This window comes from Halomonas sp. AOP5-B2-8 (genome assembly GCF_052376475.1).
Taxonomy (GTDB): Bacteria; Pseudomonadota; Gammaproteobacteria; order Pseudomonadales; family Halomonadaceae; genus Vreelandella; species Vreelandella casei.
The window spans coordinates 313756-338896 of record NZ_JBQSVS010000006.1 but is presented as its reverse complement, the minus strand read 5'-3'; the positions used below and the strand labels follow the sequence as shown (position 1 = coordinate 338896).

The window sequence follows — 25141 nt, the reverse complement described above, 5'->3', positions numbered from 1 at the left end:
CGTTTCTGATCTTGAGATTGATAGTTTTCCAGCGCTTTTATCTATCCGCTAGGTTGTAGCCATAGGAAGGAAGAACAAATTCAAAGTGAGGAGCCAACAAAGCTATCTCACTGGTAGGTTGAACACCGTAAGGTGGTTAGACGTTATCCATCATCGGCCGCTTATGCATGGCTAGCCTCAAGTACCACGACGATCACTTCCGCGACGGCTAACTTATTAGTATAGCCCCCAGGATAATGGACCAGAGTACATACCCAAAATAAGGGTGCCTAAGATTATGACCACGCCAACTAGTTTGCGCGAAGCTGAGATGGAAGCAAGAGCGCGTCGAGCCGTGATGGAAAGCGGCGATTGGTTAACTGTCGATGAGATATTGCAGTTGCCAGGCGTCCGCTCACGTGGTGATAGTGTTCATCCTGCTCAGTGGAAACAACAAGGTGATATTTTTACTATCAATGACCACGGCACCGATTACTACCCAGCGTTTGGGCTTGAGAAGGATGCTGGCTACCGACCGTATCGCGTCATGTCGAAAATCATCGACATCTTCAAAGAGGATAAAGACGGATGGGGAATGGCCTTTTGGTTTCAGTCGATAAACAGCTATCTTGGCGGGCTAAGGCCCCAGGATCTGATAGCTACAGACCCTGATCTCGTTATTGATGCCGCTCTAGATGAGGTGCGAGGAGTCACACATGGATAGTGAGTAGACCAATATGGGGTAGTGGCAATAACAATCGACACGCTTCAAACGAGCAAAAAAGATAATCAGAGCTCCCCCTAAAGGTGACTTAAGTTATTATGAAGAGCTATCCGTGGAAAGGGGCTATGTCATGTGCAATGGGTCGCCCGCTATACCCCCATAGGGCCATGCCTTTACCGGCGTTGATGTTAGTCTGAATATGCTCACGTGGGTTTAATAACCATTATTTGCGAGGCTACTCATGTCAGCATCAGCCATTTCGCCTCAAAAGCATAGGAATAATGGGCGCGACTACCTGATAGCAGAGGTAATCCATGCTTCACTAAAAGCCTGAGAAATTTGACTCCCCATCATGTATGAGTGACGCCAAAAGCAACCTAATTCACGCTCTGCCGATAAAGCGGGAGGAAGCTCCATCACTGCTAAATGATCCGGTAAATGTACATCTCTTACCCAGCCATACGGCAATAATGCATGACCATAACCTGCGGCAACTAAAGCCATTCGATGCTCAACACCAAGGCCATATGTACGAGTCAAGCCGGAGCTTAATAATTTACTTAAGCCTTCAGTAATTAGCGATGGAACAAAATCATCCTCGCTAAGTGGTAGTAATCCAGGCTCACAGAGCATAAGAGGATGGAGTTCAGGCTGAAGTTTATCGGCTCGCACTAGTAAGACAAAGTGTTCCTTGAATAAGCTTGTATATGCCATCCCCTCAGGAACCGACTGTGCTGCACTAATTAGCAAATCAATTTCACGGTTCTGTAAACGCCGTAACAGACCTTGATGCTTGCCACTAACCAACTCGACTTTAGTTTTACCTGAACGGTGAGCACAAATCTGGATAATCCGTAACAAGTTATCCGGTGCCAGTGAGGAAATCACTCCAATACGTAAGGTTTGCCCAAAGGGAAGAGCTAAGCCATCATCACGTAACCCCTCAAGCCGAGTCACGCCTTCTAAAATTACGGCGATTAAGTCTAAAACTTCCTTTCCAAAGGCAGTGGGTGTTATTTTACTCCCCCTTTCAAAAATGGGCTGTCCGAGAATTTCCTCTACTTTTTTTACTTGATAAGACAAGCCCGAGGTCGAAATACCCATGTCTATGGCCGCATAACGAAAACTACGTTTCATTGCGACGGCCTCAACTAAAAGCAAGTCACGCACAGACACTGCTGCTAGCTTGTTCGAAATTACTTCACGCACCGTCATAAACATTTCGATTCCAATTGATGAAACACTGGCTATAATATTTTTAATCAAAATGATAGTCAATCTCATTCTTAATTGGAGAGGTTATGACCTCAATACCCCGTTGCTTTGCCGTGCTAGTAGCGACAACTTTGTTATCAGGTAACTTGTCAGCGCAAGAATTTAACTTTACTGATGTAACCGGACAGGAAATTAAGTTAGAAGCCCCTCCTAGACGTATCATTACTCTGCCCAATCCAGCTGCAGCTACCTTCATCGCAATAGATGGTTCTACCGAGCTGTTAGTGGGTATGAATGAGGGCTCTAAACGAGCCTTTGAGAGCGGTATGATGAGCGTTATGTTTCCTGAAGCTGTTGATATCTCCAGTGACATTTTGTCGGAAAACGGTGGTTGGATGCCCAACGTAGAGGCCATCGCAGAACTTAAACCGGATTTAGTCATCCAGTGGGGTGAGCGCGGCGATGATATCGTAGCTCCACTTCGCAATGCAGGTTTGCCCGTTGCTCTAATGGTAGGCGGTGGCAATGCGGGTACAGAAGAGCTGGCCCGAGCCAATATGAAAATGGTGGCTGATATCACGGGTAATACTGAAAAACTGTCAAAGCTTATTGATTGGCGTGACCGTGTACAAAGTGAAATTACTACTGGTTTAAAACAAGTAGGCTTTCATGCAACACCAAGCATTTTGCATTTGCGCTCTGCCAAATCCAAGTTGACTGCTACTGGTGAGAAAAGTTATCAACAAACCTTCATCGAGCTGGTTGGCGCTAAAAATGTAGCTCAAGGAGCTGGCGTACAAAGCACTGTTAGCGTGGAACAGATTCTTGAATGGAACCCAGATATTATCTTACTTTCCGCAGCAGAGACGGATGCTGGATTAGAAGCGATATACGACGACCCATTACTTTCTCGCTTAAATGCCGCCGTACAAAAACGCGTTTATAAGACACCTCAAGGTGGATATATCTGGGATAGTGCTTCCCATGAAAGCCCCTACACATGGATGTGGCTGGCCAATCTTACTCATCCCGATATTTTCTCTTTTGACCTACGTCACGAATTAAAAGAAGGCTTCAAATTACTTTATAACTTTGACCTATCGGATGAGCAGATAGATCGAATTCTGCGTATTGCTATGAACGGCGACAGTCACGGTTATCAAGTGTTTCGTAAACAATGAACACATATACGCGATCGATTCACTCGTCCTCAGAAATGGTTGAGCCAGTTACCCTGAGCACTTGGCGTGCTAGTCATTGGCCTCTTTTGTCCCTACTGCTTATAGCGACTGTGCTAATCGGGCTATCAGTAGGTCGATACAGCGTAGCGCTAGATGAGATTGTAGCCATCCTATATGCAGCCTTACGAGGTGATAACTCACAGCATATGGATGCGTTGGTGATCTTGAATGTACGCTTGCCGCGCATATTATTGGCAGGAGTATGTGGGGCTGGGCTTGCCATCTGCGGGGTAGCCTTACAAACCTTATTTCGTAACCCTCTCGTTTCACCTAAAGTGCTAGGTTTATCCTCAGGTTCAGCATTAGGAGGATCACTGGCAATTTTGGCTGGAGTAGGGGGGCCGCTACTGATGGGGGCTACGTTTGTATCAGCATTTGCTGCTCTGTTTTTAGTAGTGCTGATTTCAAATATGGCGGGTCGTACTTTGATGACTATTGTGCTTGCTGGAATTGTTATTGATGCTTTATTTGCAGCAGGTATTTCGTTAGTTCAATATGCCGCGGATCCAGAAACGAGTTTACCTGCCATCGTCTTTTGGCTGATGGGAAGCTTTGCAACGGCGAGTTGGGAAAAATTTGCACAAACTGCTCCTATACTCATTGCCAGCATTTACCTACTGAATAGAATGCGCTATCGCATTGCTGTACTCGCTATGGGTGACGACGAAGCTAAGTCGTTTGGCATCCATGTTGCACGCTCCCGGATGATCGTCTTCGCGTTGATTTCTATCATTATCGGCGCCTGCGTAACCGCATCGGGCGTAGTGGGGTGGGTAGGACTCGTAATCCCACACTTTGCTCGTATGTTAGTAGGCGAAGATCACCGCCGGCTCTATTTCACGAGTCTTATGCTGGGTGCCACTTTCATGATTTTGACTGATACGTTGGCTCGTAGTTTAACTGCTGCAGAGATTCCTTTAGGCGTACTCACAGCTCTAGTTGGCGCCCCCGTCTTTGTGTACTTACTATGCACTCGTCGACGTGAAAGGGCTTAATCATGCAAACCGTCTTTACCTCTCATCTCAGTTTAACTGGAGCGTGCGTACGTTTTAGTGAACGTGTGATTTTTCAGGATTTAAGTTTTAACGTACAAAAGGGCGAAACGTTGGCCATTTTGGGCCCAAACGGACGCGGTAAGACTACGTTGCTAAAAGCTCTATTAGGCTCACAACGTTTAGATCAAGGACAACGGCAGGTACCCCACCTCATCGGCTATGTACCTCAATACCAATACGGTAGTGAAAACCATTGTTGCCTCGATGTGGTACTCATGGCACGAGCCGCCTTGCTTCCCATGTTCAGCCTTCCTTCACAGCGGGATCGTAAGCTAGCTCTTGAAGCATTGGAAAAAGTAGGCGGAGGGCATTTTGCTTATCGTTTATATGGCTCTCTATCCGGCGGCGAGCGCCAATTAGTGTTGCTTGCTCGTGCTTTAGCTACTGGTGCTGAGGTACTCATACTTGATGAGCCGGCTTCAGCTTTAGATTTAGCTAATCAGGACTTATTGCTTAACGTCTTATTCGAGTTACGCCGAGTACGTAGCCATTCGGTCGTTTTTACCACTCACCATCCGCAACACGCTCTGCATCTCGCAGACAAAGTACTGCTGATGCACACCAACGATCAGATTAAATTTGGTCCAGCTGATGAGCTGTTAACCGAGTCTGAGTTATCCCGTTTATACAACGTCAGACTACGCCGTCTAATGGTGCAAACGGGAGAACATTTTCAAAGCACAATCTGCCCGGTTTTTGGAATACGTGAACCGGATCAAGATATGCCCATTTCTTATCCTCTAAACAAAGGTAAATACAATGAGTAACGATACAATCTCCTATCTGGAAAATGGACATGAATTTACAGTCCACTTTGATGAGTTATTAAAATACCACGGTGCCGGTTATCCGGGTGGTGTAGCCCACGGGCTAAAAGTTATGCAGCGAGCCTGGCCCTTGCTAGATAATGGTCGTTTGCCTGAACGACGTGAAATTCGCTGTGTCACAGCCTTTGGAGGCCCAGGGGGTAGAGATGCGATTGAGTTTGTTACCCGCGGTCTTACTGAGGGTCGCTACATTGTTGATAACTCAGTAGGGCTCGAAGAAGAAGAGTCCCCCGGTGGTCGTTATTACTTCCGTTTCGAGTACCGTGGCACCGCTGTTGAAATCACCATCCGTCCCGGACACGTACGCCCCGAGTTCATTCAGTTAGCACGCAAGAAAGACCGCTCACCAGAAGAAGAGATCATTTTGGCTGAAATGAAGCTCGAAATGGGAGAACGCTTGTTAGTCCAGCCCGCAGAAGATATTTACAACGCTACCGTATTATCGTAATAAGTCATAGCCATGAGTCAAGAACGTCAAACTTGGCTCGGGCTACTTGCCCGAGCTAACCGAGATTATCTGGAAAATATCTGGGCTACTTACAATCCGGGTGTGCCTATACAAAAACTCGCTGGCCCTGAAACGGGGTTGGTGCAGCTCAATACACAAGCTTGTAAGGCCTCAGTGTCATTTCAGTTTGGTGAGGCTTCTTGTACTCGCTGCGTAATCGCTATTGGGAAAATTCAAGGTTACGCAGTACATTTGGGCTCCGATCTACGCAAAGCGGAGTTAGCGGCCTATCTAGACGCCTTTCTACAAACGGCCCCCTCCCACCAACGTGAGCTGGTGCTGCACCCTATACGCCAACAGTTAGAGCTAAAAAAGGCTGAGAGGGAGCAGCTGACGGCTGCTACTTCTGTACGTTTCTACACCACACAAAAAACTTAGAATCATGAAAATACCTTTACGATCTGAGCACAGACATGACGATGAGTTACATCGGCAGACGCGTACTTATCGGCGACTACTGCATGCCTTTGGTTACCCAATGCGCATACAGCAACTAGAAGAGCGTGCTATTCATTGCATCGTTGACTGCCTTCTAGACAGCCAAACGACGGTAGCTATTGAGGTGGAAAATAAGGAATTAACAAGCCGTATTTTGAATACAGGCGCAACCTTGAGCCAAACTCCCGAATGGGTTTTTGCAGGTTCTCAACGGCATCACTTACAACATATTCCAGCAGGAAGCCGTGAGGCGCCTGAAAGTGGGGCAACCCTTGTCATGGAAATAGCCGCCATATCACCTACAAACGGGGGGCTTGCTATACGAGCCACCGGTGCAGGACTCAACAAACCACACACTTTATATTTTTCAGGGTTACATCAAAATGTAGTCATTGATCATATTGCTTTTCGTGCCGATTACCCGCGTGGAGTGGACCTACTACTATGCGCTGACACGCAGCTGGTTGTATTACCACGTCACTTAACTTTGGAGATCATTTAATGTACGTACCAGTAAAGGGTGGTGAACAAGCAATTGCTGCTTCCCGTATAGCCGTAGAACGGAGTCGCCGAGGCGACGACACAATCCCCGAGATTGAAATTAATCAAATCATGGCACAAATGTCGTTAGCTCTTGATCGGATCATGAGTGAGGGGGGCTTATACGATCGACGTTTTGCTGCTATTGCCTTTAAGCAAGCTCAGGGAGACATTGCCGAAGCGGTATTTCTCGTACGTGCTCATCGCGCGCAATTAGCCAATTTTGGCTCAAGCCAAAACATAGATCTAAAAACAATGCATTACAGTCGCCACATTTCCGCCACGCAAAAAGAGTTGGCTGGAGGGCAAATTTTAGGCGCCACTTACGACTACACCCACCGCTTACTGAATATGGATTTAGAACACTCTCGCCCTCAGTGCGAGTTACCTAAATCAGTGATAACAGCTCCCTCATCGCCCTCTAGCTCTGAGCCACTGTACGCAGATCTTATCCGCACCGAAATATCTAAAGCTCCGATAGACATTACGCGAACTGTTTTGCCTTCTTTACCTGATCCTTGCGAGCGTCTCGCTCATCTCGCTCGTGGCGAAGAAGGCTACTTAACTGGATTAGCTTACGAGAGTTTGCGTAAAGCCTCAACGAGTCATCCCTATGTAGCGCAATTAATGAGAGGGAGCGTTGAAATATTCGTAGAGCTGGAAGACCTCAATTTAACCGTATCCATTGGTGAGGTTGAGTTAACTGCCTGCACTACTGTGGCTCCAAATTTTAGCTCATCTCCACATTTAGAAGCGGGTTTTGGTATTGCTTTTGGAGCTAACGAGCGTAAAGCCGTCGCCATGGCAATCGTAGATCAGCACTTTAAAATTGAGGGTGCTACCAGTGATGCACTCATGCATACCGACGGAGTCGCTGCATCCGGCTATGTCAGCCATTTGAAATTACCTCATTACTCTGACTTTGATGCTGATTTAGCGCGTTTACGCCGAGTTCAGGCTAAGGAGGAAATATGAATTATGCCTACCTTGATCTACCGTCCAAACAAGAAATACGTCGTAAAACCCTAAAAGCACTCTGTCTACCTGGACGTCAAATACCTTTCTCAGCTCCTGAGCTACCCATTGCCTATGGTTGGGGGGTAGGAGGCATGGCTATTACCGCTGCCTTATTAGAACCGAATGACACGTTAAAGGTAGTCGATCATGGTTCGGATGATACCGTTAATGCCCTGAATATCGCGGATTTTTTTACTAAAACGGCAAACATATCAATTACGACAACAAGCTCAAAGGCTACTCTCATTCAAACGCGTCAGCGAGTCCCTGAAAGCCCGTTGCGGGAAGAGCAAATTGTGGTGTACCAAGTTCCTCGACCTGACCCTCTACGTGGATTTATTAATGATGCGGCCGAAGCACTGACACGGCACGCACATCATGATTACGGTGTCGTGTTAAGCGCTCTATTTGAAACATGGTTGCAACAAGATGAGGCGTGCTTAGGATACGACCACCCTGTGATTGTTAATGATGGGGTCTTAATGTCACCGTCGCCTATTCCTGCTATGGATAACCCCCGCATGGCGATGATGCCTGCTATTCAGATTTTTGGCGCCGCACGCGAGCGACGAATTTATGCATTGCCTGCCTATACACCCTTAGCAAACTTAGCTTTTGTTGACCTGCCTGCTAGCCTGAAAAAAGTCGATACAGCATGTTGTATCTGCGGCTCATCTATTCATTATTTGGATAATATTGGTACGTCAAACACCCCCCATTGGGTATGTTCCGACTCCGAAGCATGCAAGGAGCGCGCTCATGTTTAGCTTGCCAGATCCCGTGCTGACAGCACAGGCTATCTCACTTGAAATAGCTGGGCACCGTATTTTGTCGGATTGTCACCTCAAGCTTTATCCTTCCGAGGTTCTCGCTTTAGTCGGCCCCTCAGGTGCTGGAAAATCAAGTCTTCTGAATATACTTGCTGGACGACAGCTATCTAACAACTGTCAGGCTCTTTCCCTTTTAGGCCAGGATTTACTACGTACCAGTCTTTATCAAACTAACCTTTTACGTCGGCGGGCGTGTGGCTATGTGGCTCAGGATGCCAGCACAACCCTAAACCTGAGACAAAGTGCCGCCACTAATATCGTACGTCGTCTTTTTGATTTAGGTGACAACCGTGCGGTTGATGCACTCAAACAAGCACAAAAATGGGGCCAGCGACTTGGTTTATGTCCAGAACGATTACATGAGCCAGTGAAGAACTTTTCGGGAGGGATGCGCCAACGCGTACAAATCGCTGCGGCCATGATCCATCAGCCGAGCATTTTATTTTTAGATGAACCCACTGCTGGTCTCGACTCAGTCGCTCAAGCAGATTTTTTAGATGTGCTCTCTAATTTGAGAAACCAAACACAGACTGCCATGGTGTTTGTGACTCATGACTTACGTCTAGCTCGACTCATTGCTGATCGGGCCATCGTGATGGATCAAGGCCGCATCGTCAGCGAATCCATTATGGATCGTTTGCTTACTGAGCCTGAGCATCTCATCGCCCAAGCTCTTGTTAAGGCAATGATTTAATGAATAAACCAACTGTGATTTTGCAGTATGAAGGCAATGGCATACATCATGGGCCACTTCGCATAACGGCACAAACAGGGCAGATCGTACAGATCTGGGGAGCGTCAGGCTCAGGAAAATCGACTTTGCTCTCACGAATTTGGGGAAGTCGAAGCTTAGGAACGGCACACTTGTGCATACGAACCCACGATCAGCAGTTCACACCAAGCACAATGACACCCGCCCACTTTGCATTTCTACGCTCACGATTAATGTCGTACGTAGGGCAACATCCTACCGTACTACCTCGCGAAAAACTTGTGGATTGGTTTGCTCTAGTCCCCACAAAGACAGTACTCGACGGACTAAGACTGCTGGACCTCTCTCCTAGCTTACTCTCTCGCTATGCCTGTGATGTCTCTGGTGGTGAACTACAGCGTTTTATGTTGCTTCACGCTTATTTTTCTTCTCCTCCAATCTTACTTTTAGATGAGCCCTGTACAGGATTGGATCCAGAGCGTAGTCATCAGGTGAGCACGCTTTTATTACAGGCTAAAGCCGCTCAGAAACTGGTTATTTACACCAGTCATACGAGTGCCAGTTGGGTGGATCAGTCAATCTCTTTAGACGGTTAAACCGTCTACATTTAATTTAACCTGGAAAAGTACTCATAATGAAAAAAATTTTATTGGGATCTGCGTTGAGTGTAGGTTGCCTAAACTTCGTTCATGCCGATACCTCAGTCACACTGGTAATCCCCCCACCAAACCGTAGTGCTTTAAAGTAGAATTTCTCGCAAAGGAAATTCAATGAAAAAGTCTCCCGCTTTGGCTGAGTGAGCGGCTTATTAATGCCTACGCCATACAACATTTAATAAAAAAGAGGAGGGCCAAAAAGAAAAAAAATCTCACGGCAGTGTAAAAAAAAACTCAAAAAGATAAATCAGGGAGTAAACATGTTGTTGAACAACAAAAAATGCCATGGCATTTCTACATTGGCACTAGTAGCAGGTTTAGGGTTTTCAGGAACCACACAGGCATTCAATGTGTATGAAGACGGAGAAACTTACTTTGACCTATATGGCCGTATACACTTGACGTTAAACAACGATGACGGTAACGACTATATTAGTGAAGAAGGTTCACGCCTTGGCTTTAAAGCTGGACATAGGATAAATCCTAAGCTAGAGGGTTTTATAAGAGCCGAGTTTAGATTCACCGCTAATGATCGTGACGAGGCACGGCCTAACGTCATTGATGATATAAGGAACACATATGTAGGGCTACGATTTGAAGACGTCGGAGCCGTAAAGGTTGGTAACTTTGACTCCATCTATTATCAGAACATATCCAAGGTTATCAATGTAAGAAATACTGTGGATTGGCGAGCCTTGGCAAAAGGTGGTGCCCGCGCCCGTGGAAACTCTATCTCTTTTGAATCCCAAAGTTTCGATGGCTTCAGCCTGGGTGTCGCTGGAAAGCTCGATCCAGAAGATGAAGATGCAGGTGAAGAAGAAACACTTAACCTAATGGGATATGTAGCCTATGAAACAGGCCCGGTACGTTTTGCCGCTGGCTATGATGAAGCAGAAGGTGATGATGATGCTCTACTCGGGGCAAGCGTAACCTACAAAATATCTCCACAGCTAAGTGTCGGTGCGTTATTTGAAGAGCAGGGAGATATTCGTCATTATGGTATAGCACCCGTTTTTAGTTACTCAGAAGGCAAAATATACGGGAACGTCAGCTATATGGAAAATAGTGACATGAATTTGAGTGACGTCCAATACGTTGCGGGTGGCAGCTACCGGCTTAGTGATCCAATGTTTGTATATTTAGAATATGCTAGCAGTACAGATAGGGAGATCAATGCGATTGATAAGGATTGGTGGGCTTTAGGGGTTCGATACGATTTCTAAGTTTCACAGAGCCCATTAATACAGGTCTACACAGCACCCCGAAAGTTGAACTCCCAGTTCGACCTTCGGGGTTTAAATCTCGATAGCCTCAAAAATCAAGCGCAACGCCGGTGGAGCTGGTGAAATTGATCCGCCGCATGTCGGGGTGGGCAATTAGATGGTGCACAGCCGGGTACTGCCCGGAAACCTTCATGATGAAGGTATTACCGCACACCACAGAGACATAGCGCTGGCTTGGGTACAGGCAAGCGTACTCACCAACTAGAGCAGAAACAGCGTGCTCAAAATGGGGAAGGCGATTAATAGCGCTAGTCGTATTAAGTCAGAAACCACAAAAGGCGCCACCCCTTTAAATATCTCCCCTAGCCCGACATGTGGCGCCATCGCTTTAATCACAAACACGTTCATCCCCACCGGCGGGGTCATTAGTCCCAGCTCAACGGTCAGTACGGTCAAAATACCGAACCACACCGGGTCGATGCCCATCGCCTGAATAATCGGGTAAACCACCGGCACGGTGATCACCAGCATCGCGATGGAGTCCATGAACATGCCCAGCACGAAGTAGAGCGCCAGGATGCACAGCACGACGACGATGGGCGTTAGATCCATACCGTAGAGTAGGTCAGTGATGGAGAACGAAATGCGCGACACCGAAATGAAGTAACCCAGCGTTTCGGCCCCTACCAGCATAAAGAACACTACCGCGGAGAGCGCCAATGTCTCTTGTACGCTATGCCATAGCTGCGCGCCGCGCATGCCTTTCGCTAAGGCGTAGAGCAGCGTAGCGAATGCCCCAACGCTAGCGCCTTCCGTCGGCGTAAAGGCACCAAAATAGATACCTAAAATCATCACCAGGAAAACGCCAAAAAAGGTACTGGCCAATGTCGCGGGCACGCTTCTCGTTGAGGCTGCGCTGGGCGCGCAGCTCGGGCGGCACGTCCTCTTCATCGAAGACGAACAGCTTGACCAGAACCCCATAGGGAATTTGGGCTATGTAGTATTCCTTGCCCGCCTGGATGCCGCGCACGGCCGGGAACGAGTAGGTGTGTTCCTGGGCGGCCTCGGTGATTTCGCTGGCCGCTGCCTCCCGGCGAGCCGCCGCTTCGGCGCGCTCTTGGCGCTCGGCCTCGACACGCTCGATCTCGGATCGGGCCTGGGCACCATAGCGCTCCACCAGCTCATCGAAGGACAAGCCCAGCGCCGCTAGGCGCCCAGCGTGACGCTCTACCCGGTCGCCCTGAGCCTCGGCATGAGCTGCGCGCTCGGGGTTGTACAGTCCCGGCTCCCAGATCGCTACCAGCAGCGCCACAGCTTCCGACTCCTGGCGTTGCTCCAGGGCAGCCGCCAGAACTTGCGGGTAACGCTCGCCCTTATCTAGCTTGTTCTCGTTCTCGACCACCACGAACGCCTCCAGCGTCTCGGCCTGACGATTCAAGCGGTGCGCTGCGTCGGTAGCGGCATGATCAGCCTTGTGGCCGGACACCACCTCGGCGGATTGGTAGGTCTTCGGGGTGCGGGCGTGGGTTACGACCGTCTCGGTTACGCTCATGACATAGAACATGGTGCTAACTCCTTTGGTTTGTCCCAGCCGGGGATGGAATGGGTTTTGGAATTCCGAGAATCAAATTGGCTAAAAAATGCATCGAAGCCGACGCTCGTACCCCGCGCGCTTTATGCGGGCGTTAACTTGAGCCAGAACCAATGACAAGGGAGAATAAGGATCATATGAATTACATCTTTCTCGATACATGTGTTTTGCTAGATGTTTCTACGAAAAGAAGTGATCTCCCTCTTGTGTCTGCACTAGAGGAGCTGGTGAGTTCGAACAGCGTAAAATTAGTCTTGGCTGACCTGGTTATTGATGAGTATGAGCGAAATAAGGAGAGTGTGGCGAAGAAAACTGCGCAACGACTGTCTCAAGAATTTAAGCAGGTCAAGGCTGTGGTAAATGAGTTTGCTGGTGAAAAGCAAGGAGCGACCATAGACGTTCTGAATGATATCAATGCAAGACTGCCCCTTTTAACCGAGGCAAATTACGCAACTATCCATAGAGTTGAAAGACTAATTGAATCGGCAGTGGTAACTCCAGTTAGTGAGCGTTCAAAAATCGCTGCCATTCAACGTGGACTAGAAAAAAGAGCGCCTTTTCATATAAACAAAAACTCTGTCGCAGATGCTGTTATCATTGAGCAGTTTTTTGAGTTTATGAGTAGCCTAAATCGTAGCTGTGATACTTGTATTTTTGTTACCCATAACCATAACGACTTTTCCTCGAAAGATCATCGAAAACCGCACTCGGATTTTGACGAGATATTTTCATTTTCTAATTCTTTATATTTCAATAATCTAACTCCAGCTATTGACCACATTGATCCTGATTTGCTTGCCGAAGTCGAGTTTGAACATGATTTTTCAGAAGAAACCAGAGGGTTGAGAGAAATATTAGACTCCATGGATGAGCTTGTCGATAAGGTCTGGTACAACCGTCATCAAAACCGTATATGGCTCATCGAAAACGGTGAAATTGAAATCGTTCCTGAAGGAACTGAGCGCTATGGCTCAGATGTAATTCATGATCATATCCTCCAAGGTGCTATTAAATCAGCTGAACGCATTGAAGAGAAATATGAAGATACAGGCCCATGGAGTGACTTTGAGTGGGGAATAATCAACGGGAAGTTATCAGCGCTGCGTTGGGTTCTAGGTGACGAATGGGATATGTTGGACACCTAAGTTAACGAAGCATTACAGATAGATAGTTAGGTGCTTGTTGCCAGAAAGGCACGCATGCGCACTCATAAACCGTTAAATTTAGGGGGTTTTGTGCCTGAATGGGCTATTAGATTCTTTGATTCGATCTCATCTGTAACATCAGCAGCTAGAGCACTAGGTACGGTTTTGCTTGTTCTATTGCTCTGGAGGCCAGCCTCAAAACTATTCTCTAATATTGGCTTTCCCGATGATTACATAATTCTTTTCCTGACAGTTGGAGCGTTCTCCGTTTCATACCTTGTAGTCAGGTTGCTTGAAATTGGATGTCTCAAGATCTTAAGTTTGCAGAATGATCGAAAGGCTAGTTTAAGAAAAGAGAGAGATCTGGCCAACTTTAAAAAAAAGGTGAGAATGACCCTGCCACACCTCAATCCCAAAGAACTCAGAGTTCTTCGGGAATTGGTTGAATCAGAGCAGCGCATGGATATCCGGGAAAAGGAAGTTAGCTGGCTGAGCAAATCGGGTTGGATCACAAAAATACATCAAGCACCCGCTGCTGAGTTTTTTTTCCAGCTGAGCCCTGTAGTACGTCCACTTTTTATTGAGTTCGAAAAAAATCGTTTTAAGGGGATGGTGAATCAAACGATTTCTAATCTTACTGAACCGCAGCGAAATTTTTTGGAGCTTTTTTGGCAAGAGCCGATAATTCATGGCACAAGGGAAAGCCAAAATTCAATGCCTTACAAAATCTACCATGCTGGCTTGGGATTAGTCACTGTACTTGGACTTTCAAAATCAGAATGGCGAGAAGGTGGACACCTGTGCGAGCGATTTGCACTTAATAACTATGCAAAGTCGAGATTGGAAGATGAGGTTTATGGTATTCCTCCTGTTCGGATTGAAGTTGATCTGAACCTCGAATATGTAGAAGGTCCCGGTTCCTCAGGTGGTGGAGCGCGAGGTCGGATTTAACAATCACAGGCATCAGTATTGACCACTAGAGCGAATAGCCAATTTGATGCGAATAAAAAAATGGCAAAGGTGTGGCAGCCTGTCAGCGATAACAAATGGTTATCATGCGAATTATCATAGGGCTCACATTGGCCAAGCTCTACACCTTACATTCCTATTTGCGCTTCAAGCTTTTTTACATGGTACCGCACAGTTCCCGTGCTCATAGGCTGCATACGGCTTCTGCCAGCAAAGATAAAAGCCTCAGGGTCGATTCCCAACTGATCTACCTTCATTAAATGAGGCAGCGGCCCGAGGAGCTCGTAGCGCTCATCATCCACAGTAATGAACACCTTTCGGCTGGATTGCACAACGTGTGCACAGCGAAGCATAAGTACCTTTTTTAATGGCAACTGATAAAGCATTGAAATTGCTGCAGGCATTAAAGCTTTAGCTTCGCGCTCGTTCGGTGTTGAAACAAGCTTTTCCATTACTGCCTTAATTTTTTTAACGTGTTGCTTATTGCTTATCCCTTTATTTTTTTTCTCAGGTAACACGAGATTAACGGCGTATTTATCTTTGGCAAAGGTTCTGAAAACAGCTAAGGAAGCACAATGCCCTGGCTTTTTCTTAGCATGAGATACGATAGCTTCTTCGGGAAGTTCCTGAATGGAAGATACCTTGGCTGACATCAATAGCTCTATAGCTGCTCGCAGATAGTTCCTAACAGTCAAAGGTTTGATTGGTGTCTCTTTGTAAGTAACTCTCTCACTCAATTCTTTTGCATAGTCGACGACCTCACGATGCCAAGGCTGCTTCTCATAACATTGCAAAATATCATTAATCCTCTTATTTTCAATCGCTTGCTCTTTCTCTTCGTTATCCCACTCTATGCCTAGTTTTTCTACTAAGAAATTCACCACATGAAAAGAACGGCGAAGCTTTTCAGCTCCAAATAAATTGAATAAGTGTTGCTGATCAATATCTCTGACGGACAAAGTATTCCGTTCGAGTATGACCAAAAAACGCGCATAACTATCTATTCGCGTCGTCATATTTCCCGCTTGCCTAGGAAGCCTTTCCCAAGAGCAAAACTCAAGAAATAGCGCTCTACACCAAGAAGCTTCAAATAACTCAAGGTTCAGCATTATTCGTCGGTCTAAACGGCGTTTTAAAGAACAGTCTTGGCAAGGGGCGTTGCCACCACCGGGAGTATCTGCTCCACAGTCAGGACATGAGTGAGTTTTTGGATATGGCCCGCTGCAATCTCTACAAACAGCTCGTCCTTCAACATCATATTGATGGAGCTGACGATATTTCCGACAAACCGAGCAGGTTACAAATGCGCAGGCCTTCCTTTCGCATGCCTGGCAGATAATCTCTGAAAGTTCACCATTAGTGATGCGTGAATATCTGCTAGAAAGACATCCACAACGGGAACAGGTATGTTCCTCTCGCCCATGCGGAGCGCAGCTTTTGCAAAACGCAGCGTGACCAATAAGATAACCGGCTCTCGGCAGCGGCTTATCGCAGCGCGCGCAGACACGGTGCAGCCTGAGGCACTCACCGCAGACCGGGTTCTCTTCATACTTATGGGCTCGCACTGACTCGCCGCATTTAGTGCAAGTCTTCTTCTTAAACTCACGGGCATAACATGTCGAGCAGTAAGCGCTCCCTTTGTAGCGCCTTTGCGCCTTAAGCATGGATCGACCACAGTCATCACACTGCAAGTGGGGCTTATGACTCACAAAAATGGGTATCCTAAAAAACTTAATATATGTCGAGCTCTTTCCTGGCGGAACTGTACAAGCTCAGTTCGTCGGCACCGATTTAGACAAGGGCCTTTTGGCTGCTGATTCGTGCTGCGCGTTCTTCGTACCCCCACAGGCAGATATGACAACTGCTCAGCAAAAAAAGCAGGCATTATAGATTTTATGAATGTCCTCTGAGTTAGACCAAGCACACTTGAACCTTCTTGGAATGACGATGGCCAATCAAGAAGCCAATATGCCAAGGTTTCCAAAATTGCAGTCCTATAGGCAACACGCTGATGCTCATACAAGCAACGCTGATTTGAAGGACGATGGAAGGGTTTCAAGTCGTAATGATGCCTCAGTCGATCATGCTGTAGCGAATTAGCGAGCACGCCTGCCATTACCCGAATGACACTCAGAGCTTCCGGACTGGTGGACGCTTGTGGGAGCAAGTTAGTCGGAGTTCCATTCGCTAATTTCAGTAGCTGGGATTGAAGAGCTAACACTAATGGAGAACAGCACAAGGTTGGTAACTTGCGAGAAAGAAGCGACACCCCACATACCGTACAGCGATCCATTCTTTGCACGGTACTTAGATGTGGCATCAATGGCGCATCACAACGTGGGCAAGCATCGCTCATCATGGCGCCATGGTAAGGACAAACAACCATAAACCCTAAACGCCAGTCACGATAATAGATGGCCCCATAATCCTTGAAGCATTCGGAACAATATTGGAGGCCGTGCTGGGTACGTACCTTGTTAGATATCCCCGCTGACAGAAGAAAGGGGACATTTCCCTGACGATGAATTTTTACCAAACTCTGCTCAATTGAACGTAATGTCATCCTTTCGACTGACGCAACATCAAAACCTGAGTGGCGCGACACGGTATAGAGCAGCTCATCACTGGCACTACGATCAATGTCACGGCTCCAGATAGGAATAGATGGAGCCCAGTAATTAGCAAACCGATAGGGGGTCAGGCCGTGAGCAAAGGCGCTACGCATCAACCACGAAGTAAACAGCTCATTCTTAGCTGGTGATAGCATGATCGCCCAGCTTCCTCTGATCACAGTTTAAGCGCCTCCTTGCCATAATCAGAGAGTTTAACCCAGCCGATGTTATCAAGAAGCTTAGCGTCTATATGCTCTTTACCATCTCGGATCGCTTTAACGGTCGCTCTTTTAAGCACGGTCGCTACGCCGCCGATGGTGCCCCCACTCATACTATGTAGCTTTATCGCGATATCCTGACTAGACAGCTGAGAGGGCTCAGCTAATGGCAGTAAGCGTTCAAAGCTGGCCAAGAGGCGCAAGAAGCTAACATCTAACTGCCATCGAGGTAGTGCCAGCGGCTCAAAGCGACTTGAGAGTTGAGTATCGGTGTGCAGCGCGAGAATGGAGTCACGCGTACCGACGGCTACAAGCGGAAGCTGTAGCTTATTGCTCAATCTTTTAAGCATTCCTAGAAAATGCCTCTGTTGTCTTGCACTTCCATGTAGCACATTGTGGATTTCATCAATAATGAGCATCCTGGCTTGTACGTAAGTTAATACCGAAATAGCTTGGTTCTCCTTACGCTGCACGGGATCCGTATCTCTGTGGGCTATCTTTAATGACAGAAGTAACTCAGTCCAAAAACGCCCCTCATTTGGTTCGGAGGGCATTTCCATAACAATGACAGGTGCTAATGGCTCTCCAGAGGGAAGAATCTTCACAGGATGCTTTTCTCTGAAACGGTCGATTAATGTACTTTTTCCATTCCCGCTTTCTCCGACCAGCAACGTGTTGGGCATCCGCTGTACACGGGGATGTGCTAATTGATCCTCAAGCCGGGTCATGATTTCTTTGGCCCTAGGATAGGAAATCCAATGGTTTTGCTGAGCGAAATAAATGCGGTCTTCCGTCGTCCAGGTGAGTGTCTCAGCAATCTCTGGCTTGAGGTGATCAAAATGGGCCATATTCATTCCCTAGGCATCGTCATCGAATGGTTCTATAGGCAGTGCGAATATATCAATCTCACTTTGCACCTCTGTTTGAGGTGGAGCAGGAAAAACACTCTTAGCAGGCGCTTGTGTTTCAACAGATTCCGTTTTCTTGGCGAGTTTCTTCGTCGTATTGATACGAGCCATCTGACGTCTTGCTTGCTTCGTTTTCGTGACGGCCTGTTCAACACGATGACGCATCTTGAGAATGGTCTCAAAAATCACATCCTCATCAACATGCCGCAGTCCTTCCTCTCGAATGCGGCGAGTTGCTTCCCGTAACTCCCACACACTAATCGCTGGTCGAGTAGGATTCCGATAAGGAACCATGTAATAGATCTCACTTTCAGGGTCGTAGAAATAGACTTTACTGATATCGCGTGGATCACGACGGATAGTAAATGAACGAGCCTTCGTTTGATTTTCGGGGTCTTTTGAACCAATCCAAGGGTTCAACACTTCATGGTAGTAATTAATTTCATCCAGCTGGACGCCGTAGCGCTGCACAGTGCGTGAATAAAGAGGAAGGAAGTCTAACTTCAAACGCGTGGGGTCAGTTGGTATAGGCGGCATCCCCAAGCCCGGCTGTGTTGAGTCTCCTAATATACCGAGTTGCCACTTGCGCATTGGTGGCATGTTCAATTCAGAATGCTTGCGACGGTGATACACCCCAACAATAAATTCAACTAAATGCTGCTCAAACTCACGAAGGGTGAGCGCTGATTCTTTTTCTGAGTCATATCCTTTCCGTTGCTCAACGTTGGAAAATGTTGTGCCAGGTAAGGTGTGTATCTCATTTGCAGCAGTACCCATATAACGCTCTATATGTCCGCCGTAGTGGGGAAGCTTTACCGGACGTAATTGCAGGTCGATACCGTATTGTTCACAAGCCCGGCGCAGCATTTTCCCCCGGAATTCTTTCGCGTTATCAGCATGCAGAACACGCATTTTCCCCCAGACTGGCCACTCTTGCCCCACCCCCAGGTTTGCAAGATATTCATGCTTAGGCAACATGGCATTGGAGACACACAAACCCACTGAGATAGCACTGGGCTTTTCCATGCTAACCGCAATCCCCACCACCATTCGTGAAAAGACATCAATAGCCAGAGTTATCCACGGTCGGCCAAGCGCCAGACGATGCTCTTCATCAACTAAGATGACGTCAGCAGGCGTATGATCTATTTGAACAACAGCAAGAGGGAAATCCGCATTTGGAAACTCTCCCCTGATAGGAGCAAAGGTGTCACGCGCCTTATCTCGTAGCCCGCGGCGTCTCATCGTTTCACGTGTCGAAATCTGTTTTATGCGGTTACGGATTGTATTGGAGTGAGGAGGAAGTAAACCGGCCTGTTTGCAATGAGCTTTGACAGTGATAATTACGTCACTGGGCTTATATCGTTGACGACTTAGATATAAGTCATTGATCGCCCCTTCGATTATTGCCTCGACTTTCTTATCGAGCTTTTTCGTACCTGGCTTGCGGCCTCGCGGGGCTGGTATCAATGCTGAAATATGGCCAGCCTCGTGATAGTCCTTAACCCATTGGTATAAAGTGGCAACGTGAACACCGGCTTCTTCTGCTAACTGCTCTGCCTTTGCACGAGTACGAAATGGATCGTCAAGTAGAGGACGGATTGCTGCAAACCGCTGCTGAGCAACTTGCCAGTCTTCGTCTTCGATCTCGGATAAATCCTTTCCTTCAGCAACACCACCTTCTCCAAGCTCTATATCCGTTACGGGACGAAGCTGATGCGCAGACAGACGGTGCACCTCTCCAGTGTCGGTATCTTTAGCAAGGAGGGTTGCTGTATCCAACAAGTGCGAAACTCTATAGGTACGACCATTGGCTGTTATCACAGACCCAGTAGTTACCGATAGAAAAGCGGGCTCTGTAGCCATAAGAAACCTTCTCCGTTAGTAATCCATATGGGGCTGGACATGTTTAATGGGCGTATGAGGTCAGCATGAACACGGCCTATAGCGATCATTTGCCATAAACAACTAAGCGCACACATACGCTTTTCCTCATTCGCATAAGCAGCTGTAAGTAGAATTTCAGGTGTTGTTTCACCGAGCACGGCAAGGGTTCTAGCCAAGTGAGTAGCGGTAGCCGAGTCCTCTGCCAAGTCCCTATAGGCCCTTAGAAATCGTGCATTGTTCAATAGGCCAGTGCCTCTAATCTCTCGCTCAGTCACAATGCGAAAGCCCCAACCTTGCTGCTTGCAATAGCGTATAGCTGCCTGAAATTTAGGCTTCATAATGTGCCAATTTTCTCTCAAATCTTCGCGATACTTAACCTCATACAGAATCGGCGCCGCTTCATCCGAGTAAGTCACGAGCATATCGGGCGTGTACTGACGCCTTTTTCGATCATCATCTTGATACTTAAGGGTTAGCGGCTGCTCACAAACCGTAGCGACCAACGGATCAAAATCGAGGATCATCAGGAAATCGCGCTCTAATGATGACTCAAAATTGCAAGTGCTTCCTCGTAAGAAAGAAACCTGCCCAGTAAGGCTCCTTCGGTTAGTTCCAATAACTCTAACAGGCCGATTCATATTCAGTCGCCTATATATTTGTGATTTTAACACCCAGTCGCTTATATTGGTGTCAATTAGTAGCGTATTTACTTGTCGAAAATAACGTAAGATATTGTTCCAGTATAGCATTAGTAGCTGTTTTTAGTGGAATTCACAGTGGTTCAAAACCTAAGCCCGGTGAAATTTCGCTCGCCCATCACGGCGTGCTGTTTTTAGACGAGCTGCCCGAGTTTTCGCGCAATGTATTAGAGGTTTTGCGCCAGCCGCTAGAAACGGGAAGTATTCATTTAGCCCGCGCTAGCCATGAGCGCCGCTACCCCGCTCGCTTTCAGCTGGTAGCCGCCATGAACCCCTGCCCCTGTGGACATTTAGGCGATCCTAGAAATCGCTGCCAGTGCACGGCCAGCCAAATTCAGCGCTATCAAGCGCGGCTTTCTGGGCCGTTACTAGACCGCATTGACCTTCAAGTTGAAGTACCGGCACTGCCGCCGGAGCAGCTCACCGCCCAGACCCAGGGAGAACCCTCCGCAGCGGTACGCGAACGTGTAATGGCGGCGCGTGAACGCCAAATGCAACGCGGCGCGCTAAACAGCCAACTGAGCGGCAAAGCGCTGGAAGCCGCCTGCGCGCTCAATGATGAAGAGCGTGCCTGGCTAGCGGAAGTGCTCGAAAAACTCAGGCTTTCCGCTCGCGCCTATCACCGCGTGCTGCGCGTCGCGCTAACGCTTGCTGACCTTCAAGGCGTCGAAAAGCCCACTCAGCCGCACCTTATTGAGGCGATTGGCTACCGGCAGTTGGATCGAATGTTAAGGGGGGCGTAGCCGCAGGCACGGCTTGCTGCTGGCTATCGTTAAGCTGATCTAAAAAACCATCGAGTGCTTCAAACAACACTTCACGGATGACATCGGCCTCGTTGACAAGATGGTGACGGGCGTCTGGGTGGCGATGAATCTCGTTGCTAGGAAACTTCTCCGCCAAAATGGCTAAATTCCATTCCCAATCAACCGTTAAGTCTTGCTCGCCCTGAAGAATAAGGGTGGGCAGCGCCAGCGGCTCTAACGCCAACAAGCGAGGCATCCAGCGACGCATCGCGCTTACCCATGCCACGCTTAAGCGCTCAGGCTGCAGCGGGTCGCCATCGCGCAGAAACGCGGTGAACTGCTCATCCGTTGAATTGGGTCGGTATTTACGCGGCAGCTCCTTTAAAAATGGGCTGGCGATTAAATGCACCCAGCTCGTCTGGCTCCAGCCCCAAGGCCGCACCAGCGGCGCCAGCAGCACCAGGGCTGACCAGCCGGCTGCCTCACGGCGGGTAAGCGCATCGGTCGCCAAAATGGCCGCGCCGGTGCTTTGCCCCACGCCCAGCCAGGGTGAAGGCGCCATGCCCTGGGTTTTTAAAATCGTCTGCACGTAGGTCAGGCTGTGTTGATAATCCTCGAAATCTTCTATTTCCGCGCGCGCGCCGCTGGAAAGCCCGTGACCCGGTAGATCCCATAGCACCACTCGCCAGCCCTTGGCGAGCAGGCGTTTAAGCAAATGGCGATACAGCCCCATATGGTCAAAGTAGCCGTGAACCACAAACGCGGTGCCTATCGGCTGAGGAGGACTCCACACTTGGCACCACAGCGTAAAGCGGCCCGTATCGATAAAGCCTGCATGCACTTCACTGGCATCGGGTAGCAACGCCTCCAGGCCATAATGGTGGAAGTAGTCCTGCATCGCATCTGCCAGCATTTCCCCTGGCAACAGGCGGCTAAGGGCAGTCTCGCCCGCAGCATGGCGAAACAAGCCTTCCAGATGTTGGAAATCATGCATGGTTGTTTCTCCATAGCGCCATTTTCCGTTGGCCTTAACGCAACTGATGAGTTGCGCGCCTAACGCCTAGCACCTAATCATTTGGTCGAGCATTTTACCACTTTAGGGTCTACGCTGTTTACATGCCCAACCAGATATGGAATTATTTTCCATAAATACATTTTACTCTGCTTGCGGCCAACACATTACCCACAAGCACTCTTACAGGAGAAACCCCATGAGCGAGCGTATCACGCGTCACCGTTTACAGGTGGCAACCGATCTAGATCGTTTTATCAATGAACAGGCGCTACCGGGAACAGGCGTTGATGAAAAGGCCTTTTGGGCCGGTGTTGATGCCCTGTTTCACGATTTGACACCCAAAAATCGTCAATTGCTGGAAGAACGCGACACGCTGCAGGAAAAACTGGATGCTTGGCATCGGGAAAACCCTGGCCGCGTTAACGATATGCCTGCGTATCGCCGCTTTTTGAAAGAGATTGGCTATTTAGCGGACACTCCAGCCAACGTGGCGGCCACCACTGCGAACGTTGACCGTGAAGTTGCCGTTCAAGCCGGCCCGCAGCTGGTTGTGCCGGTTAACAATGCACGCTATGCGCTGAACGCCGCTAACGCGCGCTGGGGTAGCCTTTACGATGCGCTGTACGGCACTGACGCTATTTCAGAAGAAGATGGCGCTGAAAAAGGCGCCAGCTTCAATCCAAAACGCGGTGCCAAGGTCATTGCCTACGCCCGTGGTGTACTGGACCGCGCGGCGCCGCTCGCCACTGGCTCGCACCGTGATGCGATCAAATACGCCATTCGTGACGAACACTTGGTTGTCACTCTGGAAGGCGGGCGTGACACCGGCCTGAAAGACTCGGGCAAACTGATCGGTTTTACCGGTGATGCCGCAAAGCCTGAATCCATACTGCTCGCGAATAACGGCCTGCATCTGGAAATCCAGATTGATCCAACCGATTCAATCGGCAAAACCGATCCGGCTGGCGTGAAAGATGTGGTGGTTGAAGCGGCTCTGACCGCCATTATGGACTGCGAAGACTCCATCGCCGCGGTCGACTCAGAAGACAAGGTTGGTGTTTACAGCAACTGGCTTGGCCTGATGAAGGGCGATCTCGAAGAGAATATCGATAAAGGCGGCAAGACCTTTACGCGCAAGCTCAACGCTGACCGCACTTGGCAAACCACCGATGGCGGCAGCGTTACATTGCCTGGCCGTTCGCTGATGTTCGTGCGCAATGTCGGTCACTTGATGAACACACCGGCAATTCTGGACGAAGATGGCAACGAGCTTCCGGAAGGTATTCTGGATGCGGTAGTGACCTCGCTGCTGGCGTTGCACGACCTAAACAAAGACGCCGATCAGCCGCGTAACTCACGCACCGGCTCTGTGTATATCGTCAAGCCGAAAATGCACGGCCCGGCAGAAGTGGCCTTCGCTAACGAGCTGTTTGGTCGCGTTGAAGACATTTTGGGCATGAGCCGCGACACCCTGAAAATGGGCATCATGGACGAAGAGCGCCGTACCACCGTTAACCTCAAGGCGTGCATTGCTGAAGCGGCTTCGCGCGTGGCATTTATCAACACCGGCTTCCTGGATCGTACCGGTGATGAAATGCATACCGCGATGGAAGCAGGCCCCATGGTTCGCAAAGGCGACATGAAAAGCGCCGAATGGATCACCGCGTATGAGAAGAGCAACGTGCAAGTCGGCCTTGCCTGTGGCCTGCGTGGCCGCGCGCAAATTGGTAAAGGCATGTGGGCCATGCCTGACCTGATGCACAACATGCTAGAGCAGAAGATCGGCCACCCGAAAGCCGGTGCTAACACCGCCTGGGTGCCTTCGCCGACCGCGGCTGCGCTGCACGCGCTGCATTATCATCAGGTCAATGTCACCGACGTTCAGCGCGAGCTGGAAGCCCTGGGCGAACCTGACTACTTAGACGACCTGCTCACGGTGCCGGTGGCCGAAAACACCAACTGGTCCGATGAGGAAAAGCAGCAGGAGCTGGATAATAACTGCCAGGGCATTCTGGGCTACGTCGTGCGCTGGGTAGAGCATGGCGTGGGCTGCTCGAAAGTGCCGGATATTCACAACGTAGGCCTGATGGAAGACCGCGCAACGCTGCGCATTTCCAGCCAGCACATTGCCAACTGGCTGCATCATGGCATCGTTGATGCGCCGCGGGTGGAGGAAACACTCAAACGTATGGCGAAAGTCGTCGACGAGCAGAACGCAGGCGACCCGACCTATACCGCCATGAGCGCTGACTTTGAGGGTTCAACCGCCTTTAAAGCGGCTTCAGACCTGGTCTTCAAAGGTCGCGAACAGCCTTCTGGCTACACCGAGCCGCTACTTCACGCGTGGCGCCAGGTGCATAAAGCCCAGGTTCATAAGACCTAGTAAATTG

Annotated in this window: 23 protein-coding genes and 2 pseudogenes; 16 read left to right on the top strand and 9 right to left on the bottom strand. The window is 48.7% G+C overall.

Annotated features, from left to right (window positions below; translation table 11 throughout):
- Positions 1-277 precede the first annotated feature (277 nt).
- Positions 278-703: a hypothetical protein gene (locus ACT3RP_RS15900; RefSeq protein ID WP_225734539.1), complete on the top strand. Its 426-nt coding sequence runs from the start codon at positions 278-280 to the stop codon at positions 701-703.
- A 291-nt stretch (positions 704-994) separates the two neighbouring features.
- Here the strand turns inward: ACT3RP_RS15900 and ACT3RP_RS15895 are convergent, their stop codons facing one another.
- The gene (locus tag ACT3RP_RS15895) at positions 995-1981 is read right to left on the bottom strand and encodes a LysR family transcriptional regulator (RefSeq protein ID WP_225734538.1); all 987 of its coding nucleotides are present in this window, start codon (positions 1979-1981) and stop codon (positions 995-997) included.
- A 23-nt stretch (positions 1982-2004) separates the two neighbouring features.
- Between ACT3RP_RS15895 and ACT3RP_RS15890 the strand changes: the two genes are divergently transcribed.
- From ACT3RP_RS15890 to ACT3RP_RS15840, 11 genes are all read left to right on the top strand, one after another.
- Positions 2005-3099 (top strand): ABC transporter substrate-binding protein, encoded by a 1095-nt coding sequence (locus ACT3RP_RS15890; protein WP_096277102.1) that lies wholly within the window; start codon positions 2005-2007, stop codon positions 3097-3099.
- Positions 3096-4154: a FecCD family ABC transporter permease gene (locus ACT3RP_RS15885; RefSeq protein ID WP_096277100.1), complete on the top strand. Its 1059-nt coding sequence runs from the start codon at positions 3096-3098 to the stop codon at positions 4152-4154. Before ACT3RP_RS15890 ends, ACT3RP_RS15885 begins: the two co-directional genes overlap by 4 nt.
- A 2-nt stretch (positions 4155-4156) precedes the next feature.
- A complete protein-coding gene (locus ACT3RP_RS15880; RefSeq protein ID WP_016239116.1) occupies positions 4157-4981 on the top strand; it encodes an ABC transporter ATP-binding protein in 825 nt (274 codons plus the stop codon).
- A complete protein-coding gene (locus tag ACT3RP_RS15875) occupies positions 4974-5489 on the top strand; it encodes a hypothetical protein (protein ID WP_019282989.1) in 516 nt (171 codons plus the stop codon). Before ACT3RP_RS15880 ends, ACT3RP_RS15875 begins: the two co-directional genes overlap by 8 nt.
- Positions 5490-5501: 12 nt before the next feature.
- Entirely contained in the window at positions 5502-5927 is a 426-nt protein-coding gene (gene phnG / locus ACT3RP_RS15870) for a phosphonate C-P lyase system protein PhnG (RefSeq protein ID WP_081194694.1), read from the top strand.
- A 4-nt stretch (positions 5928-5931) separates the two neighbouring features.
- Complete coding sequence (phnH, locus tag ACT3RP_RS15865; RefSeq protein ID WP_048766753.1) at positions 5932-6489, top strand: phosphonate C-P lyase system protein PhnH; 558 nt, start codon at positions 5932-5934, stop codon at positions 6487-6489.
- Entirely contained in the window at positions 6489-7502 is a 1014-nt protein-coding gene (locus ACT3RP_RS15860; RefSeq protein ID WP_016239120.1) for a carbon-phosphorus lyase complex subunit PhnI, read from the top strand. Before phnH ends, ACT3RP_RS15860 begins: the two co-directional genes overlap by 1 nt.
- Positions 7499-8311, top strand: a complete 813-nt coding sequence (locus ACT3RP_RS15855) for an alpha-D-ribose 1-methylphosphonate 5-phosphate C-P-lyase PhnJ (RefSeq protein WP_048766754.1) — start codon at positions 7499-7501, stop codon at positions 8309-8311. Before ACT3RP_RS15860 ends, ACT3RP_RS15855 begins: the two co-directional genes overlap by 4 nt.
- Entirely contained in the window at positions 8304-9068 is a 765-nt protein-coding gene (locus tag ACT3RP_RS15850) for an ATP-binding cassette domain-containing protein (protein WP_016239122.1), read from the top strand. Before ACT3RP_RS15855 ends, ACT3RP_RS15850 begins: the two co-directional genes overlap by 8 nt.
- Positions 9068-9682, top strand: a complete 615-nt coding sequence (locus ACT3RP_RS15845; protein WP_016239123.1) for an ATP-binding cassette domain-containing protein — start codon at positions 9068-9070, stop codon at positions 9680-9682. The genes ACT3RP_RS15850 and ACT3RP_RS15845 overlap by 1 nt, the downstream gene beginning before the upstream one ends.
- Positions 9683-10002: 320 nt before the next feature.
- Positions 10003-10965, top strand: coding sequence for a porin (locus tag ACT3RP_RS15840; RefSeq protein WP_086961201.1), 963 nt, complete (start codon positions 10003-10005; stop codon positions 10963-10965).
- A gap of 261 nt (positions 10966-11226) precedes the next feature.
- On the opposite strand, the pseudogene ACT3RP_RS15835 reads toward ACT3RP_RS15840, so the two are convergent.
- Positions 11227-11838 (bottom strand): annotated as a pseudogene (locus tag ACT3RP_RS15835) (TRAP transporter large permease subunit); the annotation flags it as partial.
- Complete coding sequence (locus ACT3RP_RS15830) at positions 11768-12517, bottom strand: DNA sulfur modification protein DndB (RefSeq protein ID WP_193057264.1); 750 nt, start codon at positions 12515-12517, stop codon at positions 11768-11770. The gene ACT3RP_RS15830 and the pseudogene ACT3RP_RS15835, both read right to left, overlap by 71 nt.
- 176 nt (positions 12518-12693) lie before the next feature.
- Here ACT3RP_RS15830 and ACT3RP_RS15825 point away from each other — a divergent pair, with 176 nt between their 5' ends.
- Together ACT3RP_RS15825 and ACT3RP_RS15820 are read left to right on the top strand one after the other, a co-directional pair.
- On the top strand, positions 12694-13701 hold the full coding sequence (locus ACT3RP_RS15825; protein WP_193092730.1) for a PIN domain-containing protein: 1008 nt from the start codon (positions 12694-12696) through the stop codon (positions 13699-13701).
- Between the two features lie 54 nt (positions 13702-13755).
- Positions 13756-14652: a hypothetical protein gene (locus tag ACT3RP_RS15820; RefSeq protein WP_192524526.1), complete on the top strand. Its 897-nt coding sequence runs from the start codon at positions 13756-13758 to the stop codon at positions 14650-14652.
- A gap of 146 nt (positions 14653-14798) precedes the next feature.
- Here ACT3RP_RS15820 and ACT3RP_RS15815 read toward each other — a convergent pair whose 3' ends face one another.
- The 5 genes from ACT3RP_RS15815 to ACT3RP_RS15795 all read right to left on the bottom strand — a co-directional run bounded on the left by ACT3RP_RS15815 (position 14799) and on the right by ACT3RP_RS15795 (position 20933).
- Complete coding sequence (locus ACT3RP_RS15815; RefSeq protein WP_096277095.1) at positions 14799-15686, bottom strand: hypothetical protein; 888 nt, start codon at positions 15684-15686, stop codon at positions 14799-14801.
- Positions 15687-16375: 689 nt separating this feature from the next.
- Positions 16376-17437, bottom strand: a complete 1062-nt coding sequence (locus ACT3RP_RS15810) for a TniQ family protein (RefSeq protein ID WP_192524527.1) — start codon at positions 17435-17437, stop codon at positions 16376-16378.
- A gap of 20 nt (positions 17438-17457) precedes the next feature.
- Positions 17458-18348: a TniB family NTP-binding protein gene (locus ACT3RP_RS15805; protein WP_176483352.1), complete on the bottom strand. Its 891-nt coding sequence runs from the start codon at positions 18346-18348 to the stop codon at positions 17458-17460.
- 9 nt (positions 18349-18357) lie between these two features.
- Positions 18358-20193 carry a TnsB C-terminal domain-containing protein gene (locus tag ACT3RP_RS15800; protein ID WP_192526910.1) on the bottom strand — a complete coding sequence of 612 codons (1836 nt, stop codon included), beginning with the start codon at positions 20191-20193 and terminating at the stop codon, positions 18358-18360.
- 50 nt (positions 20194-20243) lie between these two features.
- On the bottom strand, positions 20244-20933 hold the full coding sequence (locus tag ACT3RP_RS15795) for a TnsA endonuclease N-terminal domain-containing protein (protein WP_217990263.1): 690 nt from the start codon (positions 20931-20933) through the stop codon (positions 20244-20246).
- Between the two features lie 131 nt (positions 20934-21064).
- On the opposite strand from ACT3RP_RS15795, the pseudogene ACT3RP_RS15790 reads away from it, so the two are divergent.
- Positions 21065-21736, top strand: a pseudogene (locus ACT3RP_RS15790) (ATP-binding protein); the annotation flags it as partial.
- Here the strand turns inward: ACT3RP_RS15790 and ACT3RP_RS15785 are convergent.
- The gene (locus ACT3RP_RS15785; RefSeq protein ID WP_441686709.1) at positions 21684-22730 is read right to left on the bottom strand and encodes an alpha/beta hydrolase; all 1047 of its coding nucleotides are present in this window, start codon (positions 22728-22730) and stop codon (positions 21684-21686) included. The pseudogene ACT3RP_RS15790 and the gene ACT3RP_RS15785 sit on opposite strands and share 53 nt — an antisense overlap.
- A 217-nt stretch (positions 22731-22947) precedes the next feature.
- Here ACT3RP_RS15785 and ACT3RP_RS15780 point away from each other — a divergent pair, with 217 nt between their 5' ends.
- Positions 22948-25134 carry a malate synthase G gene (locus ACT3RP_RS15780; protein ID WP_444672340.1) on the top strand — a complete coding sequence of 729 codons (2187 nt, stop codon included), beginning with the start codon at positions 22948-22950 and terminating at the stop codon, positions 25132-25134.
- Positions 25135-25141: the final 7 nt, after the last annotated feature.

What these genes read in the sequence shown, in the direction of transcription:
- ACT3RP_RS15900 (WP_225734539.1), top strand. Translation starts at nt 278, where the DNA reads ATGACCACGCCAACTAGTTTGCGCGAAGCTGAGATGGAAGCAAGAGCG.
- ACT3RP_RS15890 (WP_096277102.1), top strand. Translation starts at nt 2,005, where the DNA reads ATGACCTCAATACCCCGTTGCTTTGCCGTGCTAGTAGCGACAACTTTG.
- ACT3RP_RS15885 (WP_096277100.1), top strand. Translation starts at nt 3,096, where the DNA reads ATGAACACATATACGCGATCGATTCACTCGTCCTCAGAAATGGTTGAG.
- ACT3RP_RS15880 (WP_016239116.1), top strand. Translation starts at nt 4,157, where the DNA reads ATGCAAACCGTCTTTACCTCTCATCTCAGTTTAACTGGAGCGTGCGTA.
- ACT3RP_RS15875 (WP_019282989.1), top strand. Translation starts at nt 4,974, where the DNA reads ATGAGTAACGATACAATCTCCTATCTGGAAAATGGACATGAATTTACA.
- phnG (WP_081194694.1), top strand. Translation starts at nt 5,502, where the DNA reads ATGAGTCAAGAACGTCAAACTTGGCTCGGGCTACTTGCCCGAGCTAAC.
- phnH (WP_048766753.1), top strand. Translation starts at nt 5,932, where the DNA reads ATGAAAATACCTTTACGATCTGAGCACAGACATGACGATGAGTTACAT.
- ACT3RP_RS15860 (WP_016239120.1), top strand. Translation starts at nt 6,489, where the DNA reads ATGTACGTACCAGTAAAGGGTGGTGAACAAGCAATTGCTGCTTCCCGT.
- ACT3RP_RS15855 (WP_048766754.1), top strand. Translation starts at nt 7,499, where the DNA reads ATGAATTATGCCTACCTTGATCTACCGTCCAAACAAGAAATACGTCGT.
- ACT3RP_RS15850 (WP_016239122.1), top strand. Translation starts at nt 8,304, where the DNA reads ATGTTTAGCTTGCCAGATCCCGTGCTGACAGCACAGGCTATCTCACTT.
- ACT3RP_RS15845 (WP_016239123.1), top strand. Translation starts at nt 9,068, where the DNA reads ATGAATAAACCAACTGTGATTTTGCAGTATGAAGGCAATGGCATACAT.
- ACT3RP_RS15840 (WP_086961201.1), top strand. Translation starts at nt 10,003, where the DNA reads ATGTTGTTGAACAACAAAAAATGCCATGGCATTTCTACATTGGCACTA.
- ACT3RP_RS15830 (WP_193057264.1), bottom strand. Translation starts at nt 12,517, where the DNA reads ATGAGCGTAACCGAGACGGTCGTAACCCACGCCCGCACCCCGAAGACC.
- ACT3RP_RS15825 (WP_193092730.1), top strand. Translation starts at nt 12,694, where the DNA reads ATGAATTACATCTTTCTCGATACATGTGTTTTGCTAGATGTTTCTACG.
- ACT3RP_RS15820 (WP_192524526.1), top strand. Translation starts at nt 13,756, where the DNA reads ATGCGCACTCATAAACCGTTAAATTTAGGGGGTTTTGTGCCTGAATGG.
- ACT3RP_RS15815 (WP_096277095.1), bottom strand. Translation starts at nt 15,686, where the DNA reads ATGACGACGCGAATAGATAGTTATGCGCGTTTTTTGGTCATACTCGAA.
- ACT3RP_RS15810 (WP_192524527.1), bottom strand. Translation starts at nt 17,437, where the DNA reads ATGCTATCACCAGCTAAGAATGAGCTGTTTACTTCGTGGTTGATGCGT.
- ACT3RP_RS15805 (WP_176483352.1), bottom strand. Translation starts at nt 18,348, where the DNA reads ATGGCCCATTTTGATCACCTCAAGCCAGAGATTGCTGAGACACTCACC.
- ACT3RP_RS15795 (WP_217990263.1), bottom strand. Translation starts at nt 20,933, where the DNA reads ATGAATCGGCCTGTTAGAGTTATTGGAACTAACCGAAGGAGCCTTACT.
- ACT3RP_RS15785 (WP_441686709.1), bottom strand. Translation starts at nt 22,730, where the DNA reads ATGCATGATTTCCAACATCTGGAAGGCTTGTTTCGCCATGCTGCGGGC.
- ACT3RP_RS15780 (WP_444672340.1), top strand. Translation starts at nt 22,948, where the DNA reads ATGAGCGAGCGTATCACGCGTCACCGTTTACAGGTGGCAACCGATCTA.